The 19,864-nt window shown below is 36.2% G+C and carries 17 protein-coding genes, 4 pseudogenes and 1 riboswitch; of the genes and pseudogenes, 4 read left to right on the top strand and 17 right to left on the bottom strand.

All coding sequences use genetic code 11. The features are described 5' to 3' along the window. Nucleotides 1-25: 25 nt before the first annotated feature. From arsR to AC3WVA_RS16195, 6 genes are all read right to left on the bottom strand, one after another. A complete protein-coding gene (gene arsR / locus AC3WVA_RS16220) occupies nt 26-331 on the bottom strand; it encodes an arsenical resistance operon transcriptional regulator ArsR (protein WP_098346763.1) in 306 nt (101 codons plus the stop codon). A gap of 533 nt (nt 332-864) precedes the next feature. Further along, a complete protein-coding gene (locus AC3WVA_RS16215; protein WP_065223156.1) occupies nt 865-1,374 on the bottom strand; it encodes a DinB family protein in 510 nt (169 codons plus the stop codon). A gap of 588 nt (nt 1,375-1,962) precedes the next feature. Continuing rightward, complete coding sequence (locus AC3WVA_RS16210; RefSeq protein WP_492322030.1) at nt 1,963-3,819, bottom strand: alpha/beta fold hydrolase; 1,857 nt, start codon at nt 3,817-3,819, stop codon at nt 1,963-1,965. 58 nt (nt 3,820-3,877) lie between these two features. Continuing rightward, nucleotides 3,878-4,444 carry a TetR/AcrR family transcriptional regulator gene (locus tag AC3WVA_RS16205; protein WP_048525392.1) on the bottom strand — a complete coding sequence of 189 codons (567 nt, stop codon included), beginning with the start codon at nt 4,442-4,444 and terminating at the stop codon, nt 3,878-3,880. A gap of 188 nt (nt 4,445-4,632) precedes the next feature. Beyond that, complete coding sequence (locus AC3WVA_RS16200; RefSeq protein WP_492322029.1) at nt 4,633-5,838, bottom strand: M20 family metallopeptidase; 1,206 nt, start codon at nt 5,836-5,838, stop codon at nt 4,633-4,635. An 88-nt stretch (nt 5,839-5,926) separates the two neighbouring features. After that, nucleotides 5,927-6,028, bottom strand: a riboswitch (SAM riboswitch). 75 nt (nt 6,029-6,103) lie between these two features. Continuing rightward, nucleotides 6,104-8,413, bottom strand: coding sequence for an AAA domain-containing protein (locus tag AC3WVA_RS16195; RefSeq protein WP_141539728.1), 2,310 nt, complete (start codon nt 8,411-8,413; stop codon nt 6,104-6,106). A gap of 111 nt (nt 8,414-8,524) precedes the next feature. Between AC3WVA_RS16195 and AC3WVA_RS16190 the strand changes: the two genes are divergently transcribed. Both AC3WVA_RS16190 and AC3WVA_RS16185 read left to right on the top strand, forming a co-directional pair. Then, nucleotides 8,525-8,917, top strand: a complete 393-nt coding sequence (locus tag AC3WVA_RS16190; RefSeq protein WP_098521848.1) for a VOC family protein — start codon at nt 8,525-8,527, stop codon at nt 8,915-8,917. Nucleotides 8,918-8,964: 47 nt separating this feature from the next. After that, a complete protein-coding gene (locus AC3WVA_RS16185; RefSeq protein ID WP_492322028.1) occupies nt 8,965-9,288 on the top strand; it encodes a hypothetical protein in 324 nt (107 codons plus the stop codon). A 53-nt stretch (nt 9,289-9,341) separates the two neighbouring features. Here the strand turns inward: AC3WVA_RS16185 and AC3WVA_RS16180 are convergent, their stop codons facing one another. Further along, the gene (locus AC3WVA_RS16180) at nt 9,342-9,674 is read right to left on the bottom strand and encodes a DUF1904 family protein (RefSeq protein ID WP_098521850.1); all 333 of its coding nucleotides are present in this window, start codon (nt 9,672-9,674) and stop codon (nt 9,342-9,344) included. Between the two features lie 85 nt (nt 9,675-9,759). On the opposite strand from AC3WVA_RS16180, the gene AC3WVA_RS16175 reads away from it, so the two are divergent. Next, entirely contained in the window at nt 9,760-10,008 is a 249-nt protein-coding gene (locus tag AC3WVA_RS16175; protein WP_071757968.1) for a DUF6241 domain-containing protein, read from the top strand. A gap of 134 nt (nt 10,009-10,142) precedes the next feature. Here AC3WVA_RS16175 and AC3WVA_RS16170 read toward each other — a convergent pair whose 3' ends face one another. From AC3WVA_RS16170 to AC3WVA_RS16145, 6 genes and pseudogenes are all read right to left on the bottom strand, one after another. Beyond that, nucleotides 10,143-10,448, bottom strand: a complete 306-nt coding sequence (locus AC3WVA_RS16170; protein WP_098254585.1) for a monooxygenase — start codon at nt 10,446-10,448, stop codon at nt 10,143-10,145. A 99-nt stretch (nt 10,449-10,547) separates the two neighbouring features. Beyond that, nucleotides 10,548-10,701, bottom strand: a pseudogene (locus AC3WVA_RS16165) (SAM-dependent methyltransferase); the annotation flags it as partial. Nucleotides 10,702-10,749: 48 nt separating this feature from the next. Beyond that, on the bottom strand, nt 10,750-11,256 hold the full coding sequence (locus tag AC3WVA_RS16160; RefSeq protein WP_001968677.1) for a GNAT family N-acetyltransferase: 507 nt from the start codon (nt 11,254-11,256) through the stop codon (nt 10,750-10,752). A gap of 181 nt (nt 11,257-11,437) precedes the next feature. Next, nucleotides 11,438-11,545, bottom strand: a pseudogene (locus AC3WVA_RS16155) (ABC transporter ATP-binding protein); the annotation flags it as partial. Between the two features lie 260 nt (nt 11,546-11,805). After that, nucleotides 11,806-15,003 (bottom strand): bifunctional P-450/NADPH--P450 reductase, encoded by a 3,198-nt coding sequence (cypD, locus tag AC3WVA_RS16150; RefSeq protein ID WP_098880589.1) that lies wholly within the window; start codon nt 15,001-15,003, stop codon nt 11,806-11,808. A gap of 507 nt (nt 15,004-15,510) precedes the next feature. After that, nucleotides 15,511-16,989 (bottom strand): DHA2 family efflux MFS transporter permease subunit, encoded by a 1,479-nt coding sequence (locus tag AC3WVA_RS16145; RefSeq protein ID WP_071757971.1) that lies wholly within the window; start codon nt 16,987-16,989, stop codon nt 15,511-15,513. A gap of 395 nt (nt 16,990-17,384) precedes the next feature. Here AC3WVA_RS16145 and AC3WVA_RS16140 point away from each other — a divergent pair, with 395 nt between their 5' ends. Then, nucleotides 17,385-17,978 carry a hypothetical protein gene (locus AC3WVA_RS16140; RefSeq protein ID WP_098880591.1) on the top strand — a complete coding sequence of 198 codons (594 nt, stop codon included), beginning with the start codon at nt 17,385-17,387 and terminating at the stop codon, nt 17,976-17,978. A gap of 238 nt (nt 17,979-18,216) precedes the next feature. On the opposite strand, the pseudogene AC3WVA_RS16135 reads toward AC3WVA_RS16140, so the two are convergent. The 4 genes and pseudogenes from AC3WVA_RS16135 to AC3WVA_RS16120 all read right to left on the bottom strand — a co-directional run. Next, nucleotides 18,217-18,333, bottom strand: a pseudogene (locus AC3WVA_RS16135) (YwbE family protein); the annotation flags it as partial. Continuing rightward, nucleotides 18,325-18,516, bottom strand: a pseudogene (locus tag AC3WVA_RS16130) (DUF1259 domain-containing protein); the annotation flags it as partial. The pseudogenes AC3WVA_RS16130 and AC3WVA_RS16135, both read right to left, overlap by 9 nt. A gap of 296 nt (nt 18,517-18,812) precedes the next feature. Then, on the bottom strand, nt 18,813-18,974 hold the full coding sequence (locus tag AC3WVA_RS16125; RefSeq protein ID WP_033691926.1) for a hypothetical protein: 162 nt from the start codon (nt 18,972-18,974) through the stop codon (nt 18,813-18,815). A 123-nt stretch (nt 18,975-19,097) separates the two neighbouring features. Then, nucleotides 19,098-19,754, bottom strand: a complete 657-nt coding sequence (locus AC3WVA_RS16120) for a protein kinase family protein (RefSeq protein ID WP_098521786.1) — start codon at nt 19,752-19,754, stop codon at nt 19,098-19,100. Between the last annotated feature and the right edge of the window lie 110 nt (nt 19,755-19,864).

The raw sequence follows: 19,864 nt of genomic DNA, 5'->3' as shown, positions 1-19,864 counted from the left end.
TTTTTTTGATTAATAACGCAAAATTTTAACAACAACTACCTTTGCCTGTTTTTCTAAAGATACAGCATAATTCTTCTGATAATAAATTATTTACTTCCGCATCATTTAAATCATAATAACTCCACGTACCTTTTGTTTCTTTTACAATTAAACCTGCATCTAATAAAATCTTTAAATGATAGGACAACTTAGATTGCGTCATTTCAAAAACCTCTGTTAAATCACATACACAAGTCTGGCCTCGCTGGCAAAGTTCATACATAATCTCTAAACGCTTCTGATCCGCTAATGCTTTGAATTTTTTCTCATAGAGCTGAAAATCTTGTTCCATTTTAGTTCACTCTCCCTTCATCAACTTTTTTTGATGTTTATAGTATATATGCAGATGAGTTCTATATGCAACTATTTTATCAACTTTTTTTGATTTACAAAAACTTCCTCTCGTCCTGTCTTTGTTACAATTAAAAAAGACCATAGCTTTTTCAAAGATGAAAAACTACGGTTCTTTTTACAACTTAATAGTTACAATATTCCCCAGCAACGGAGTCCCTATAACTGTTTTTAATTTTAATCTGACCATTATAGAGTAATGCCCCATCACCATCAATCTAAGAAAAACAAATACCCCAAAATGAGAAAAATCAATATAACACTTCGGTAAATAAAGATAACTCTTGTTTTTGTGCGTATTCATAAAAAGCACGTCACCCTTTCTCATTAAAATAAGAGAATAATAACGTGCTTTTAATTTCAAAAATAGTCTAAATCCTTAAGTTGATGTTTGTTGGGCGGGACCCCAATAAGAACGGTATCTAAAAGTTGTATGAGAGGTATTAGTTCCATTCCAAAGGTCTCAGCAAACGATTAACTCAAGTACCGATTTCGGATGACCCCCATGTGATGAAGTTCGTGTCCTGCGATGCCGTACGCGAGGGCGCGCGCCGTAATGCTTAGGTTGTTGGCTGTGCCCTTGCGGCTCCACGCCTCAGCCGGTAGCCCGCGCAGCAATGTGATCGTTGATTGCCGTACGGCCCGGTAGTCTTCGGACAATTGCTCGGTTGTCCAACTTCCGAAAGGAGGCATGAACAATTCCTGATCGAAACCAGTCAGAGACGTCTGGTCCCCTCTTGCGAACCGGAGCAGGCGGTAGGTCATGACGCGTTCCGCGTCTGCAATGTGGCCCACGACTTCTTTCAGCGTCCATTTCCCTTCTGCATACCGATATGCGGCCTGGCTTTCGGTCAACGATGCCAGTAGCTCGATCATTTGCTTTTCCTGGGCGAACAGAATATCGATGATATTACCGTCCGGCACCAAACGGATATATTCACCGGAGCTCCCGGCGTATTCTTCTTCTGACGGTCTTTGATTCATGCGTAGTCACCTCTTTATGTACATATAGAAAATTATAGCGCTCGTCTATTTCTAATAAATTCGCGAAATGATAGAACTTCCCTTCTAATAATCGAAAATAAGCAACTATTTAGTTGGTCAGTCGCCACACTATCCTGATTCGTTAGCACAATAAAAATTATCTGTTATACAATATTTCGAAGTTATTAATATATATAGGTAACACTTTTTTTAATTTAAAGATGAATTTTCAATTATATTTTGAAATAAACCGGAGTAAAACACACTAGTCTAACTACTTTTTTATACAAGATTTTATGCAAAAAAGAATAGAGAAGATCCCTAGAATCCCCGCTATATCAATGATGTATAAAATCTTGTATAAGAGATAGATAGACATAGAGACAAAAAATTTAGTAAAAACAAGGATTCTATGAAAAACTTGCTACCGATAACGAGAATTATGTATATAAGCTGCCCATATGGACAGCTTATTGTATTTTTGCTTAGCGTGCAAAATTCGCGTCTTGTTGGCGAGATCCCAAACAGTACGATTTTATTTCAAAGACACAACGTTCTTACTACACATTTTTTATTTATCCCACACTCTCATCTGCTAGTATTACTATTTTTTATTACTAATGTTGCCGTTTCACTCGGATGGCTAAGAGGAAAATGATGGCCATATGGAACAAAATCAACCTTACCAAGATGCGATGGAGCAGAATAACTTCTGTCATAATCCCCCCAAATAATGTGAAGATTATACTTTGTTACTTCATTGAAATCACCTTGATCGTTTTTCAGTAGTAAACTGTTAAGCTGAACCGTAGTATTTAAAATTCTAAGAGAAGTAAAACTGTTCCTTATTTTTTCAATATAATGTTCAGGGATGCTCTCTATACTTTCAAACAAACCATTACTTAATAAATATCGCTCTATGAAATTAGTAGTTGCCAGTTTTAATGTCCATTTGTTCATAAATTGAGGAACATTTAGCGATTTAGCATTTTTTTTAACAACAGGTGGCTGAAGTAAAGTGATTGAATACTTCTTATCTATGTACTCTTGTACCAATGCTTCCAGAAGAATAAATGCACCGAATGAATGACCAATTAGATGTGCACCATTAGTAGCTTTCTCCAATAACTTTTTCACTACATTCAAATAGATATCTAGAAGATTTTTCTCTCGTTTAAAAGGAGAACGTCCCAAACCTGGAAGATCCAAGATCCATACAGGTTGACCAGTTTTTTCATGAAGCTCTTGTGCTAAAGGAAATAAATCCTCTCCATCACTCAATAAACCATGTAATAAAATAAACGGTTTACCCTCTCCTTGCAATTGGTAAAGGGTAGTGTTATCGCATAATGTTCGTTTAAATAAATGATTATGCTGGCCATTTTGATATATCATTCGATAATCCAGATCAGCTACTACGGCAGGGAGAAATTTCATTACACTCGTCTTCTTAAACCAATCCCCTCCCATAATTTTTTTCGCTGAAACATTTGAAAATTTTCGTTTTGTAATAAAATTCAGTCCATCAGAAGGAATTTTTGTTATTTTACTTACTCCACTATTCATAATTGTTTTCATAAGCGGCATTGGAACCGAGATTTTTGGTGCCCTCATATTCATACTTTCCGACATAACACTTAATAATTCAGCAATGTTCTGATCGTGCTGTTTGTCTTCAACAAGTGTATATGTTTGAATAGTCGGTTGCTCCAACCTGAAAACCTGCACAATAAACTTCGCAAACTCATCGTTTGAAATAAGTGGTAACCTATATCCCTTACCTCCAGGAATCACTGGCATGAGCCCTCTTCGCATACTCATCACAAGCAAACCTAATCCTGCTATCTGCTCTGTACTCCCTGTTTTGCTACTACCGACTACAGTTGGTGGATTAATTACAGAAAGCGGATAACCTACTGCTGATGCTTGGTGACGGATATAAAGATCTGCTAAAAATTTTGTTCTCTCATATGGATTTTTTATTTTCAAATAACTGTTTCCTTCTTTAAACACATCAATTGCAATCTTGCTATTTTTATCATCAAAGGGACTCATATAACCTACAACATGAATAAATTGTTGCAAGCCCTTCAATTGATGAATACTTTTAGCTAATTCACTAATATGTTTCGCGCCATTTAAAAATACGGAAGCTGCCTCTTTACTTGTCGCTTGAATATCCATGGGGCCTCCTGCGTGAATAATCACATCCGTTTTCAACACCCTCTCCTTATCTTCAGCACTTAGACCTAAATCTATTTTCGTCAAATCACCTTCAATAAAGTGCATAACTGCCTTTTTTAAGATGCCTCTTTCTCGAAAAATGCGTATTGCTTTACTTTTCGACCTCACTAAAAGAAGAATTTTAACATCCTCTTTGGCTAATTCTTTCACTAATTGCTTTCCAATAAAGCCTGTTCCACCAGTTAAAAATACTGTTCTCATATAAAATCTCCTTTTTAGTACTATTCAGTACTAATTTGATGTAAAAAAAATGCTTCTTTTATCGAAGCAATTTTAAAAAATGATCTGCTGTTTTCGTAATTACAGTTGCATCCTTCAATGTTTCTGAAATAAATAACGCTCCTTCAAGATTTGTAATAAAAAGGGATGCAACCTCATCAATATTAATCGTATTTCTGAATTCTCCATTCTCTACCCCTTGTTTAAGTAATAGAGAAACTTTCTTTTGTAATCCTGTAAAAAAAAGACCTATTTTTTCTTTTATTTGCGTGGCCTGTGTAGGACTTTGAATATAAAGAGTAATAAATGGACAGCTCCCCTTATACTCTCTCGACTGAACTCCTTGTGATAATTGCTTTAAAAACAGTTGGATACGATCTTCAACTAAAAATTGGCTCTGAGAAATTACGTCATCAATTGCAGATTGATACATTTCAATCCAATAATCAACGACCCCTTCTAATAGTACTTCCTTATTAGAAAAGTGATAATACACATTAGACTTTGAAACTTTACTTACACGTACTAATTCATCCATACTTGTATAAGCAAACCCTTTTTCTAAAAATAATGTTGCAGCTACTTCAATCACACGTTTTTGATTCATTAATTTTACCTTTGTCATAAATAGAACTATATAGTACTAATTTAAATATTGCAAGCATTTATGTTAATTTTGAAAAAATTTCGATTAAAAAAATTCCACTAATATTGATTTTACTGCAAAAAAAATCTTAGTATCAGTGTTACGCAAAAAAAGAAAAGGAGTGGATCCCCCCCACTCCCTTTAACCATCTACCCCTGATTCCTCTGCGCCTCTCTAAACTCCTCCTTCACCTTCTCTAACAACCCTTCTTCCGTAATTAATCGATACGCCGTATTTGCTAGTGCTTTTGCGGATGTAATTAATGCTTTATCTCCAAGTTCTGAACGTGCTGCTTCTCTAAATTCATTCGTATGTGCAATTAAATCATCTGGCCCGATTTTAATGTACGGGTGAATGGTCGGTACGACTTGACTTACGTTTCCTGCGTCGGTTGAACCGATGCCAAATCTTTCTTTCCGATTTACGTCTTCACCTTGTAATTCTAGTTCTTCGGCTACGACTTCATTAAATGTTTTTGTTACGAGTAGTTCATCGATTTCATTTTGGAATTGATGAATTTTCACTTTCGTACCTGTTGCTAACGCTGCTCCTTGTGCAATGTTTCTTACTTTTTCTGTTACTTCCGCGCATCTTTTTCGCGTTGCTGCACGGATGAAGAACCTTGCTGAGGCGTAGTCAGGAATAATGTTAGGTGCTTTTCCGCCCTCAGTAATAACGCCATGAATTTTCACATCTGACGGAAGTTGTTGGCGAAGTGCGTTAATGCTGTTATACAGCTGGATAATCGCATCTAATGCGTTAATTCCTTCTTCTGGTGAAGCTGCGGCGTGAGCTGTTTTTCCGTAAAAATGAAAATCAAGTGGATCGACTGCTAGTGAAGGGCTTGTTGTCGCTGTTTTTCCGCTCGGATGAATCATAAGTGCCGCATCAATATCTTTAAATAAACCAGCTTTTACATAACTCGCTTTCGCACTACCGTTTGGCCCTCCTTCTTCAGCTGGTGTTCCAAACACGACAACTTCCCCGCCAATTTCTTCAAGCGTTTCTGATAATGCGATCGCTGCCGCAACGCTAATTGTGCCAATTAAATTGTGACCACACGCATGACCAAGTCCTGGTAAAGCATCATACTCAGCTAAAAATGCGATAACTGGTCCTTGTTTTCCTGAACTTTTTCGCGCGATAAAACCTGTTTCATGTCCAGCTATATTGTGCTGCAACTGAAATCCTACACTCCCTAGCAATAAACTCAACGTTCTTGATGCATAAAACTCTTGGTTACCAATCTCCGGATTCGCATGAATATCGTGACTTGTTTCTATGTACTTTTCCTTATTTCTTTCAATACTCTCTTCAATTGTTTTTCTTTGTGACGTTACTCCTGTCGCTCCCATTTTTCTTCCCCCTTATATTTTCACGTAAAAAAGCCTCTTTCTAAAAGATAGAAAGAGGCTTCTGTATATACAGTCAAAATGAGCTTCTTTCTTATCTTTCAAGTTACCTTGCTGGAATTGGCACAGTATTCATAACGAATCCGCTGCCGAGGTGTCATAGGGCCAGTCCCTCAACCTCTCGCGATAAGAATTTTCATAAAATTATATTAAATTACATTCATTCTAAGTTCATTCCGATTAAAAGTCAAGGAATTCCTATCCGAATTTACCGAATATCTAAAAAACCTTTTAATACACCAATTGTTTCTGGTGCTTGTAGTCTTGCACATACGTACGGAAATTCCGTACTACCTTCAAACATCATTTGAGATGTGAGCGGTGCGCCTGCCCAGAATATTTCATCATCGATTACGATAAATGGGAATGCTTTGTTTTGTCTTTGTAACTTTACATTTTTTAATGGAACTGGTCCATCACTATACACTGTTATTTGCGCATTTGTACGCATTAACGCTTGCCATACTCGCTTATCCACTTGTTTTGTACTTGGAAGTGAAATAATAATTTTTCGTTTTGCGGCTAAAATATCTTTCAATAGCCCTTTCGGTTCTTCCAGATTCATTTCCATAAACCAGCGTAAACGTTTTGAAATTTTCCGTTCCCACAATTGTCTTGATGTCGTGCGATCATACACATCTCCGTGACGTTCTATATGCGCTGTTAATTGTGATAACGCTTGTTTTCTCGAAAGGTTTTTACGCATATAATGACAATCTGATAATTGAATGAACTTCCCTCTCGCTCTCGTTACTGCAACATTGACGAGGCGATGGTTTTTATGGTCAAAGAATAACACGCCAGGTCGTTCTTGCGGATAACTATCCACTGTATCAAAAATCATCATATCTCTTTCAGAACCTTGAAACTTATGAACCGTCGCTGCTAAAACAGGTATATGACGATACTTCGTTTTCTGCAATATTTCTCTAATGCACGTTGATAAAAAGCGGGATTGCGCTCTGTAAGGTGTAACAATACCAATCGATTGAACACCGTCTAACAGTCCGATTAACATCATTTGCATCGCTACTAAGCCAGACATAATGTTAAAACGAGAACCAGATGCAGCATCTTTTAAAGAAAAGGCTCCCATTAAGCTCGTATCAAATAAAACACTCGCCTCATTTGCGAACGGTTGTAGTTTCGCAAGTTCTTCACGTTCTGAAACAGACGGATGATCATATACTCTATTTTTATAAATAAATGAGTTTGTAAACTTCGAAATATCTGCATGCATACGTCTTTGTTCTTGCAGCATAAAGAGGTTCGGATGTGCTTCTGATTTATTAACAGACTCAACAATTCCGGCATGATAAAACATATCTTCCCCAAGCCATTTTCGAACGAGTTCATGGTTTGCCATCGCAATTGGAGGTAACTGTAAAAAGTCCCCACAAACTACGATGCGTTTTCCAAGTGAAGCAGCTAACGCAATTTGCGGAACATATGCCATACTCACTTCATCTACGACAACTAAATCAAACGTACGCTCATAAATAAGTGAATCAATCGCACATTTCGATAAAGTCGCACCGATTACTTTCGCATTTTCAATATATTCTTTTTCTACTTCTTTAATTTTCGCTTTTTGCTTTCGAAGATCACTTTCAATCTCTTGTATACGCTTCTTATCAGCAGAAGTCGCTTTATATGATAAAATCTTTTCACGAAGATCTTGGCGTGTTTCTTCTAAATAGAGTCTTTCTTCTCCCCACGATCCGTTCGTCGTTTCAACTAACTTCGACGCAAGTAATGTTTCATGATTTCGTATATGATCATGCTGGCTATAACCGTAACGAACAATTTCACCAGGCGTCCATTTCTTTTTATTTTCAATTTGCTTCGTTACTTCACTCATTAATACGTCCACTGCCGCATTACTATGAGCTAATACAAGTACTGATTTTCCTTTTTGATAATGAGCCGAAATAATACGTGATAAATTGTAAGACTTCCCTGTTCCAGGTGGTCCCCACACGTATGTCGTCGGATTGTAAAACGAACGATACGCCAATTCATTTTTTGGATTTTTCATCTTCTCAATATGTTTCGGACTGCTCGTCCCGTCAACAAGACGCTTTATACGATTACGTTTTAACTTATCTTTACGCGCTTCTTTCAATCGCTCTTGCAGTTGCTCTAACAATTGCCACGGTTCACTGTATAAAACAGCTTCTCGTATTTCACCTTGTATATAATCATTTAATTTCAATTCTATTTCTAATCCATGTACAGATAATACTTCTCCTGTCGCTTCCTCACCATCGAACTCAATTCGAATTGGTGAACCTTCCGGTAAGCTTACTTCCGAAATAAGCTGAAATACATATACTGTACTTTCATAATCTGTATATAAAAAACGACCGTTCATGATAGAAATTTTACTACCACCTATCGTTTTCCAATGCTTAATTTCATACGCTAATGCATAATGCCACTCTTTCATCGTTTCCGATAATGAAGGAGTTTGAGTAGGTGTATTCATCGTATAATCTCCTTCCTTCTCCCCAAACATACTTTCTCACTATACCATATAACACGCTAAAATTTGTAAGGTTTTTATCTTGCTTATTTTCTTAATTTTCAATAATATATTGTATATAATTTTCAGAAAGAAGGAATCTACATGTCAGTTAGAAGAATTGAACACGTCGGACTTATGGTTGCAAACTTAGAAACATCTATTTCATTTTATGAAGAAGTAGTTGGCTTACAGCTCATTAAACGTATGGGACACCCGAATCCAAACTTAAAACTCGCTTTTTTAGGTGTGGAAGAATCGAAGGAAACGATACTCGAACTCATTGAAGGCTACAACTCTTCTCTTCCGGCAGAAGGAAAAGTACATCACATTTGCTTTAAAGTGGATTCATTAGAGGATGAAATTAAAAGACTAAATAAACATAAAGTAACCTTTTTACTAGGAGAAGAAATTGAAACATTACCAGATGGAACACGTTACATATTCTTTGCTGGTCCTGATGGAGAATGGATTGAGTTTTTTGAGACGGAGAGATAAACCTTTATTTTACGGGTTTAAAACAAGTATTTTATGAGGAGTAAAGAATGATCAATACAATCTATATTATTATTTTTTGGATACTTATACTATTCCCTATTCTGTATGTAATCAAAATAAAGTATTGGAATTTAAAAGTAGTTGCCGTATTTGTTGGAAGAATTCTATTAAGTATTATCTTTTTCATACATGGAATAGCTTTAGGAATGCAACGAAATTGGGTAGAGCCTCCCTATGAAACAGAATGGGATTTCTTAATAAAGTCTTTATTAAACGGAAAAACTGATGCACTTATACACTTATCACTTCTAATTATTATCATTACTTTGGATTTAGTATTCATATTTTATTATAGAAATAAAAAGAAATAGGATATTCTCTCCTATTTCTTTTCTTAATGTTATAAAAAATCTTTCCAATAGCTCTAACTTGCACAATGCTTCCCGTTAATATAATACGCTGATTCTGTGAAAGCCGTAAATACAACCTCTACTTCTGGAAGTCCAAAATCCATTACATATGTAGTAATAGCCTTGGCAAATCGATCACGAATTTCCTGTCCACGCTCGAACCATTTCACTTCAATAAGAGGAAATGCTTCTATTTCTTCTCCATTGAATACAAACGTAGAACTTGGTAGTTCCAAGGTGAAATTATCCGTACCACACTCACAGATATCTGCAAGTTCTTCTACTAAAGGCTTGCTTATGCTTTTTAATTGTTCAGTAGTAATTCCACGAAACACAACATGCGGCATGTTATTCCCTCCGTTACATAGCTTATATTTCCTCATATCATAACACAATTTATTTTGCTGCACTAACATCTATTCGTACATTTCAATGACTCCAGAAAACATCGAAGCAGTACGTCGAGTAATTGATGAAAGTAATAGTGGAACCTTACAACATAAAGAACAGTACCTCAAGATTTTGGTTCGTTGGTATGAAGGCGATTTCTCTCAATCCGTTGAGGAGCATAATTTATTATGGGAATTGGATAATAACAGCACTGGTCAAGGATACGAGTTAGCGACACCGGAACAAGAAGAAGCATACATTCTAGAACAAGGGAAGTCTGAAAAACAATAATGAGGTATTGTCACATCGATATTAAACTATCAAATAGAGATGCTCCTATAATAAAAAAAACGCTATTCTTTCTGTAGCATCAATTCAAAAAAAGAAGGGCTTATCCCCTTCTTTTTTGAATTCTGTGTCCCTTATTATTTACTATAACCACGATTCAGTTTCGTTAACTTTTCATTGATGGCAAAAATTCTTACTCTAATATCTTTAACACCAAATGTTTGAAGTCTGTTTTTGTGCATTTCCGCGTATTTTTCAGCATCTTGTTTTTCTTCAAATACATAGATGCCTCCAGCTTCATTCGTTTCTTCATTCTCCGTCCATATTTTCCAATGGAATCCTTCTTCTTCATTAATACTTTTTGCTAAATCCAAAAATGCTTTTTCCATTTCTTCACCAAAAGGACCTTCAAACGGAAAATCAACTTGTAATAAATATGCCATTTTCACTCACTCCTATTTTCAATATTTTTCAATTCGAATGCAGGTAATATCTTAAATGAGTACGGTTGTTATTCCTGCACTCAATTGAAATTTCACCTGCATTTTCACAACCCCTGCCAAAGTTGATTGTGGTTCGATTATTTTATCCAGCGAAAACCCGTGTTCAATTAAAGTATTTATTAACATCCTCAGTTTTTATCCAATGGTTGCTTCCTTTGCGAGCTATTACTATTGGATGTTCGGTTGAAAAGATAGCACAATTTTAATTATCATCTTGATTTGAACCATGCATACTGAGACACTACTCTTCTTCTAAAATAGCGTAATAATATTCATCCCACCATTCATTTCCATGGGGTATACACTTCCTGAAATATCCTTCTCTTCTCATTCCAATTTTCTCCATCAATCGATATGACGGGATATTTTGTGGCTGACATGTAGCTATAATTCTATGTAATTTCATTTCCTTAAACCCATATTTTAATGTAGCTTGTGCTGCTTCAGAAGCATATCCTTTATTGAAATATTTTGGGTTGAATACCCACCCAATCTCATAAGTATGCTCACCAAAATATTTATGAAAAACAATATGACCAATCAGAATATTTTCGTCTACCAGTATCACAGGAAAGTTCTCTGCATTTTCACCCATATTTCTATTTACAAAGTTTCTTGCATCTTCTTCAGTAAAAACCCCTTCGGGTATGTATTTCATAACATTGCTATCTGATGTATACTCATGGACAGCTTGCCAATCTTTGAATTCAAAATTTCGTATTAATAATCTTTCTGTTCTTATAAACATTTACTTTTCTCCTCTCAAAAAATCGTTTCTTTATTTCAAATCCACATTCAACCCTTAAACTATCTTACAGATTCATCATAGAAACTACATGAATAATAATTTGATAAATATATCATATAACAAATATTAGCATTCATACATTTCGAAAATTATGTTAATTAAGAGCGAAAATAGCTTTTTCTTAACTATTCTTAATTTCGTTTACTACTAACTTCATTTTAATTAAATAAAATGCTCGATCTGATTTTTTTGCAACTTCTTGTGAATGAGTAACAACAATTACGCATTTTGTTGAGTTTAAATTAAAGTCTACTTCTCGCTGATGTTTCCCCTTTTTATTAAGTACTTCAAATCTACCATGTTGTTTATATAAAGCATAAAGATTATTGGATTTTGAATCAACATATACGTCCCTTTTATTTAAAAATAAGAAAACCCCATATTCAATAAAAAATACAGGGTTTTTATAAAGCAGTTTATTTTGTTCAAAGTTATACTTAGTCGAAAGAAGTTCGTGAATGAAATATTACTTATCCAATTAAGAAAAATTCATATACCAGCCCAAACATCTTTTCCATATCGTCCTTCATCTTGCACACGTTCCAACCAATCCCTTGCTTCTTGTTCACTGACTTCATGAATTTCTTGATAAGCTTGACAAAGGGTATCTTCTACATCCGGAGCCATTTTACTTCCATCACCACATATATAAAGATGAGCTCCATTATCTAATAACGAAATTAAATTGATTCTATCTTGTTTTATTAAATGCTGTACATATGTTTTAGGATGTCCTTCTAGGCGAGAAAAAGCTGTGTGTAAAGAGATTAATCCATCTCTTTCATCATTTTCTAGTTCTGTACGATAGAGATAATCCTTTTCAGGATGACGACAACCAAAATATAGATGTGCTTGTCCTAAGTTCATACCTTTTTGCTTTTGAACGCGACGTGCTTGCAAGAATCCACGGAATGGTGCAATTCCAGTACCTGGTCCAACCATGATAATTGGTGTTTCTGGATTTTCAGGTAATTGAAAGTTTGATTGTGGCGTTCGAATGAAACAGATAATCTCATCTTTATTATGACGCTGAGCTAAATAATTAGAAGCGACTCCTTCATATGTCCCTTCCCCACTCCATGCAGGTGCATTAACAACACCAACAGTAATGCTCAGACGATCCTGCGCAACGAGTGGAGAGCTTGAAATAGAATAGTAACGCGGTTTGAGCGCAGGAAGAAGTTCTAAAAAGCGTTCAAATCGGATTTCACAAGCCTCATACTTTTCAAGAAGATCCAACATTGATATACGTTTCTTTAATATTTGTTCATGATAAACTCCCTCTTCCAATAATGATTCCAATTCCTTTTTATGAGGAGGGCATGCTGTGAATGTCACCATTTCTCGTATTTGTGCTCGAGTGGCTGCTTCTTGCACTTCTACACTATAACTAAGAAGGTCATATAAACTAACAGGACTATCTAAAGGTATGTGATTTACACTGCGCCCACTTGCGCTCAATATGACTTGATCCTTTCCGTTTAATCCAAAGCGTTTTAAAATTCGGTTGACATTTTTCTCACTATTAATTGGTAGCACCCCAAGGTGGTCTCCTTCTTTATACGTAGCGCCTACTGGCAAGGATATCTCAATATGTCGCGTGCTTCTTTCACTGTTAGATGATTGAAGTTCACGATTTTCCAATATAGATGCATAAACTGCTTCATATGTTCGCGCAAGAGGAGAACCTCCAAGACGGCTGACAAATTGCAGACTCAAAGTACTGCGTTCTTTCTCCATGTTTTTGTTAAGTTCCAATCCAAATGCCTTCATCGCATCAGACCACATACTTTGTTTCCATTGCTCGAGCTGTTCTTCGAAATCACCACTTGCATCCGCTTCCCCACGTGTAGAAAATCTTGTTGCTCCTTTTTGAGCCATTTGCTCATCAATGTATCTTGGAATTCGCTGATAGGTACTAGCCCAATTATGGTCTCCACAACCAAAAACTGCGTATTGAACACCTTTTAGCTCATCCGGTTTTAATTCCTCCAACCATTGCACAAACTGTCCTGCATTACTTGGCGGCTTTCCATTATAAGAAGAAGTTACAATAAGAACCGCCCCTTCTTTCGGTAGACTTCCAATTCGATCGTTAAGAGCTGCCACTTCCGTTTGAACACCTTCTAAACTAGCTGTATCTGCTAGTTCTCTTGCAATACCTTCTGCTACCCCTGTATCCGATCCATATAGAACAAGAAGCGAAAGATTATCGGCCCCAATAATAGAAGGAGTCTTCTGAACTTGCTGCTTAATTTCATGTTTTTTCGGTTTCTCCTCTGTAGGCGCAAGAACAGTAGTATGGCTAATAATTTGATTTCGGGGTAGAATCCTAATTTTAAAATCACCAGGCTTTAGCGTTAATGTTTGTTTTACGTCCAGCTGATAGTCTTCATAATCAATGAATTCAAAATGTTGAAGAAGCATTCCCATTACGATTGTGGCTTCATGAAGTGCAAACTGCATACCGATACATGCTCGTTGACCATTTCCAAATGGCTTATAAGCGTGATGAGGAACCTTATCCAGCTCTTCAAATCGTTCAGGTTGGAATTCTTCCACGTTGTCTCCCCACGCGTCTTTATCCCTATGTAACTGTGGAATAAGAACAGAAATACGATCTTTTCCTTTCTTAATTGGATATTTCCCACCAATCACTGTATCTTCTTTTGCATAGAGACTGAATGCTGGAGCAGTAGGCCATAGACGTAGCGATTCATTTAAAATCATCCGTATATACTTAAGTTTCATAACTTGTTGGTATGTTGGAGTAGGATCTGTCAAAACCCTATCTACTTCTTCATAGGCTTTTTTCAATTTATCCGGATTCTTTAATAAAAAATAGATTGCAAAAGATAATAATCCACTCGTTGTTTCATGCCCAGCTATTAAAAAAGTGATAATTTGGAAACGAATATTTTCATCATCTAATTTTTCACCAGTTTCCGGATCCTGCACATTTAACATACGGGAAAGTAAATCATTTTCTTCCTGATTTCCACTACTTTTACGTTCAGCAATAATATTATCTACTAAAGAAAACATAGATTGGATATCATGCTGAAATTGACGTTTCGTTCTCCACATGAGTTTATCTTCTATATCCAGCCGCTGTAATTGGTGCATCGCCTCATCTAGAGCACGGGTCATGCTAGTAATAAAAGGATGAGGGGTCTCACGATAAAAGCTATTAAACCGGTAATTAAAACCACATAGACCAATTGTATCTAATGTAAGGCGAGTCATATCCTCTGGAACATCTACGTTTTCATTCGGATTAAGCCGTGCCCATTTTTGAACGAGTTGTACAGCAATATCAACCATCATGGCATGGTAATCTTTCATTGCCCGTTGGCTAAATGTAGGCATCAAAATATTATGAGCTTTTTTCCAGTTAGGCTCATGAGTCTCGCTTGTAAATAATCCGTCTCCGGCAAAGGCGCGAACTTTCGCTAAAGCCCCCTCTATACTTTTATCGAACCTTGTTTCATCACAGACTTCTGCTACCAGTTCATGTCCAGAAACGACAATGATCGTATCACTTAAAGTTTGAATTTGAAAAATAGGACCATACTCTTCCGCTATCTTGATAAAAGATAAGGTCGGTTTATCTTTGTCGATTAATGGGAGATTCCCCAGCGGCCCATATGTTTTCGGCTGAGGAATGGCAGATACTTTTTTATCCATTAAAAACACCCTTTCAAAAAGCATGAAATAAAATATCCCATTCAATAAAAAGAAGATAGCAATGAATCGCCTGGGATAAAAATATGTAATTAATTACCTTAATTTATCTTTCCCCTAACTATTCACGATTATGATATTGCTTATAAGGTTGGTAATCTAAGTTATTTGTTGCTATTACATTTATAACTTGCAGAAAAAATACTAAATGAAAATGAAATGTATTATGATAATGTTTATCAGAAATTGAAAGCTAAAGGTTGTAGTATTAGGAAAACCAGTAGTTTCTCATGTCAATTCAAACAAATACGATAAGTAAGTGTACTGTTGTGTTACTAATGAAAAAGGATCTGATATGAATATCAGATCCTTTTTACTATATATAATTATTTCACTGATTCTTGTCCAAATTTAAATACCCGCGCCTTAGCAGCAGAAATTTGCATTTCTTCATAGTCTAACTAAACATTAAAAATTTGTAGGAATTATAATCTAAAGTTTTATTTTGCTCTACCGATTTAACCTCTCGACAGCTTCCGCGCTTGTATCTACACGTTTAACGAAAAAAACTAATAGCAGTGCAACAATATTCATGCCAAGCGCTACATAGAACGAATATTGAATTCCGGATAATAAAGCCTTCTGAGTTAACATTGCCTTCGTAGCTTCTGTGAAGGTTGTTGGATCTACATCAGCCATTAAACTTTCAGCTTTTGTTTTTGTTACAGAATTCATAATCGTAACAAGAATGGCAGTGCCAATTGAACCGGATACTTGTTGAGCTGTATTATTAACAGCTGTACCGTGCGGATTTAAGCGAGTTGGCAATTGATTAAGGCCATTTGTCATAAGCGGCATCATCACCATCGCCATCCCAAACATCCGCAGTGTGTAAATAAGAATAATATGTGTGTGACTAGAGTCGAGTTGCAGATTTGCTAGCATATAAGTTGAAACGGCTGTAATGGAAAGTCCTACTATACCAAGAATACGAGGGCCATATTTATCAAATAGTTTACCTGTAATTGGTGACATAATCCCCATTATTACCGCACCTGGAAGCATCATCAGCCCAGAGCTCAGCGGTGAAATACCGCGGACGTTTTGTACATAAGCTGGTGTTAAAATCATACCCGAAAACATGGCCACTGCGTTGACAATTGCAATTACAGACGCAAGTGCAAACATTGGGTACTTGTAAACACGTAAATCCAATAACGGTTCATTCATTTTTAATTGACGTATAATGAAAGCAATTAAGGCAATAGCGCCTATAATTAAGGTTGTTAAGACCACTTTATTCGTCCAACCATCGGAACTTGCAGAACTGAATCCATACAACAGACCGCCAAAACCGACAGAAGATAATAATAATGAGAGATAATCAAGTTTTGCATTTTTATTTTGTTTCATAACATTCTCCGATTTCCAAATCCCTAACAGTAAGCTAATGATCGCTAACGGTAAAATCATTTCAAAAAGCAAACGCCAGTCATAATACTCTACAATATAACCTGATAGTGTCGGTCCAATTGCTGGGGCTGTAATCATAACTAACCCAAAAATCCCCATTGCTGTTCCCCTTTTTTCTCTCGGAAAGCTTACTAGCATAATATTCATTAATAAAGGCCCCATGACTGAAGAACCTGCTGCTTGAACCATCCGGCCAGTAAGTAATAACCCAAAGTTCGGTGCTAAAGCCGCTAAGGCTGTACCAAGAATAAAAATCAACATAGATGTAATAAATAAGCTCCTATTGGAGAAGCGGGTTATTAAAAATGCTGAGGCCGGAATCAATACACCACTTACAAGCATATACCCTGTAGAAAGCCACTGAATCGTTGAATAATCTTGAATGTCTAAATCCTTCATTATTGATGGCAAGGCTACATTTAAAAGCGAGTTATTTAGAAATGAAACAAATGCTCCAATAAAAAGGATGACAAGCATTAAATATGGTGGCTTTCTTTTATGTAATGTTTCACTCATATATTCATTTACCCCTTCATTATATATTCCATTAATTCGTTTAAGCCGTTTGCATATCTGCACAAGAATACATTGCCCTTGCAGTATTTTGCCAAACTCTTCGAATGGATATTCTCTTTTTAGCAATTCTACTTGCTCAACGTTGCATCGTTACATCTGAAAATCTTTTTTATTGATCAAACGTTCATAAACGCGTTTGTTAACCGAAATTAAATTAGGTTACATTTTGAGGTGGAGTTGTCTTATTGCCCACAAATAGTAGGATAAATCAACAAGACCATACACCTATTCCTTTAAATACAGGCTTGTAAATCTAGTTATGTAACCATCCATAAAAAGGAATATTACATAGGCTAAGTCTAACATTACATTTTTAAAGTGAGGGGAATAAACTTATGTACCAATATTGGTATTTGAATTCAGAAGGCAACGGTAAGCAATATACGAACCAAATTGCAATGTCATCATTATATTTACAGCCTCAAATCACTAAGGCTGAGGGAATGAATGATTTGAAGATTCTTGAGAATTGGAGTTGTCGAGGCTATCCATTTGGTTGGGATTCGCCAGCCTATTATACGGGTTTCAATTCTCAAACTCCTCCCTTCTCTTTAGGTCAGCCAATCCATTATGCAGGGATGATGCCAGAAGGACATCCCGCTAATTGGACGCCATTACAAGGCCATGTAGGTAATTTTCAAAAACCTCCCTTACCCTGGGCTCAACCATTCAATCATGCAGGGATGTTCGCACAAGGTCACCTTGCCGCTTTACTATCGCCACCAGCCAAAGCTTTTAATTTTAATACCAATAATAACTGGGGTATTTTTGGAAACCCTCCAGGATGGGGCGGACATGCGGGTCCTATGGGATGGGGGAATAACGGTCAGCCAGGAATGTTTGGAAACTTACTTACATTAGGAAAAGGCACCATGAATGGAATTGGAATGCTTAGTAGTCTAATCGGTATGGGGAAGTTCTTCTTTTAGTTAATTAGAACGAGAGGATAGATCCATAACCAAGACCTAAAAACCATTTCCTTTTACTCTTCTCAAACATACTCCCTCCAAGCTCGTTTCCTCTCCTTTCAAATTATAAAAAACATCTATTACCTTGTATGTGATAACTTGATAGAAGTGTGGTGACACCAGTAAAACGCTACAAAAAACCGGTTCCTTTCGTAAAGGAACCGGTTTTTGTAGCGTTTACCTGTTTGAAAATTAGTCACTAGTTAACACTTTGAACACGGCCAATTTGTCCATCTTGTAATCGAACTTTAATACCGTATGTATGTGTTTCACTATGTGTCAAAATGTCTTTCACAACACCACTTACAGTTTTATTATCTCGTGATTCGAATGAGAAGGAACTTGTTACTCTAAAACGTTTTCCTAAAATAGTTGCTTGTATTTCATCCCGAATTATTGTTGCCACGCATTTTCCACCGGCGAATCCTTCTTGACCACTGATAATTCTTGCAAACTGTTGACAAATTAATTCATCATTAAACGCCATACCTTGAATCATCCCCTTTATACTGTTAGGTTATGAATCAATACATAGGTCTGAAACGGTAATGAATCTATTCTATAAAAAATAATAGCAATCTAATGAAATCTATTACCCCGGATTCATATGTGAAGACATTTTTAGAGAACTTAAAAAAGACACCCTAAGGCGCCATCCTCCGACTTGGGAATCATATCTATGTACGGAAAAATTCAGAAACTAAAAATACTAAAGATAAGATACTAACTATAATCCATAGAGCTCTTATGCCATTAATTAACTACATTATTCACCACAAGAAGAGTCCCGTTATATTACTTTCTGATCAGTCTCGTTAAAGCCATCCCAAGAAATCCAACACCCATACCTATTAGCCATCCTGTTTGAGCATTACCTAACATAGATCCCACCCCTCCGCCAAGAAACATACAGCCAACAAATACTAATCCTCCAATTCCCCAATTCGGCCGTTCCATAGTCAATCACATCCCTTCCATAAAACATATGCGATTAACTAGCCCAACTTTCTTACATAGGATGGTTAATTATTTTGCTTACGTGTAGCACTTTAAGAGCATTCAAAAGATGCGATGATTGAGTCATTTGAATTTCTTTTTAAACTTCTTATATTTTCTATACGAATGTCTAACAATGTTTAACACAAAATACGGTATTTTAATAGGGAAAGGAAATTTATAAATGAAAGGCAAATAAAATATAAAATATGCCTTTTCTAGGTCTCTCCACTTACTATCTTCTTTTGTTTTTAAGAAATCAGATACATCGACTACATACCCTCTTCCGTTTTCCATCATCACATTTTTCCCGTGAACGTCACAAGGAGTTAATCCTTGTTCTCTTGCATACTCTAATGCTTCATTGATATCAAAAATTACCTGCTTAGGAATTTTAATCCCCTTATGAATAGCATCGTATAAGGTAATTTCTTTTAAACGTTTCAATACTATGAAATTTTCTCCTTTATATATAAGCTTCGAGTAAGAAGGATGATTTCCGATTCTTCGGTATACTTCTGACTCTTTTTCAATTCCTTCTCCTTCTCGTGCGTAAACTTTCACAACCCAATCTTTGTATTCTTTATGCATGAATACTGCAGCATAATTCCCTATTCCTAAACACTTCCAAAGTCTAGGAATATCTTTAACTACTACAGGCTCGAATTCATCCTCACTTCTTATACTTACCTCTTTTAATAATTCATCCTTTATCAATCCCACAAAACTGTTTATACTCATCATTTCCACTCCGGTTTTGCTAAAAGGGGTCCCACCCCATGCCCATCAAGCTAACAAGAACGAGTTACCCCAAAACAATAAAAATAAACTTGGTTACCATAAAAAACATC

The sequence above is a fragment of the Bacillus sp. EB106-04-02-XG92 genome, from assembly GCF_058791995.1.
The sequence above is the reverse complement of the archived record's forward strand: the minus strand, read 5'-3'. Positions and strand labels throughout refer to the sequence as shown.

Coding starts and splice junctions, on each gene's coding strand:
- AC3WVA_RS16200 (WP_492322029.1), bottom strand. CDS start 5,838: ATGGGAGCGACAGGAGTAACGTCACAAAGAAAAACAATTGAAGAGAGT.
- AC3WVA_RS16215 (WP_065223156.1), bottom strand. CDS start 1,374: ATGAATCAAAGACCGTCAGAAGAAGAATACGCCGGGAGCTCCGGTGAA.
- AC3WVA_RS16180 (WP_098521850.1), bottom strand. CDS start 9,674: ATGCCGCATGTTGTGTTTCGTGGAATTACTACTGAACAATTAAAAAGC.
- AC3WVA_RS16205 (WP_048525392.1), bottom strand. CDS start 4,444: ATGAATCAAAAACGTGTGATTGAAGTAGCTGCAACATTATTTTTAGAA.
- AC3WVA_RS16175 (WP_071757968.1), top strand. CDS start 9,760: ATGACTCCAGAAAACATCGAAGCAGTACGTCGAGTAATTGATGAAAGT.
- AC3WVA_RS16210 (WP_492322030.1), bottom strand. CDS start 3,819: ATGAGAACAGTATTTTTAACTGGTGGAACAGGCTTTATTGGAAAGCAA.
- AC3WVA_RS16145 (WP_071757971.1), bottom strand. CDS start 16,989: ATGAGTGAAACATTACATAAAAGAAAGCCACCATATTTAATGCTTGTC.
- AC3WVA_RS16170 (WP_098254585.1), bottom strand. CDS start 10,448: ATGGCATATTTATTACAAGTTGATTTTCCGTTTGAAGGTCCTTTTGGT.
- cypD (WP_098880589.1), bottom strand. CDS start 15,003: ATGGATAAAAAAGTATCTGCCATTCCTCAGCCGAAAACATATGGGCCG.
- AC3WVA_RS16160 (WP_001968677.1), bottom strand. CDS start 11,256: ATGTTTATAAGAACAGAAAGATTATTAATACGAAATTTTGAATTCAAA.
- AC3WVA_RS16195 (WP_141539728.1), bottom strand. CDS start 8,413: ATGTTTGGGGAGAAGGAAGGAGATTATACGATGAATACACCTACTCAA.
- AC3WVA_RS16140 (WP_098880591.1), top strand. CDS start 17,385: ATGTACCAATATTGGTATTTGAATTCAGAAGGCAACGGTAAGCAATAT.
- AC3WVA_RS16190 (WP_098521848.1), top strand. CDS start 8,525: ATGTCAGTTAGAAGAATTGAACACGTCGGACTTATGGTTGCAAACTTA.
- AC3WVA_RS16125 (WP_033691926.1), bottom strand. CDS start 18,974: ATGGAACGGCCGAATTGGGGAATTGGAGGATTAGTATTTGTTGGCTGT.
- AC3WVA_RS16120 (WP_098521786.1), bottom strand. CDS start 19,754: ATGAGTATAAACAGTTTTGTGGGATTGATAAAGGATGAATTATTAAAA.
- arsR (WP_098346763.1), bottom strand. CDS start 331: ATGGAACAAGATTTTCAGCTCTATGAGAAAAAATTCAAAGCATTAGCG.
- AC3WVA_RS16185 (WP_492322028.1), top strand. CDS start 8,965: ATGATCAATACAATCTATATTATTATTTTTTGGATACTTATACTATTC.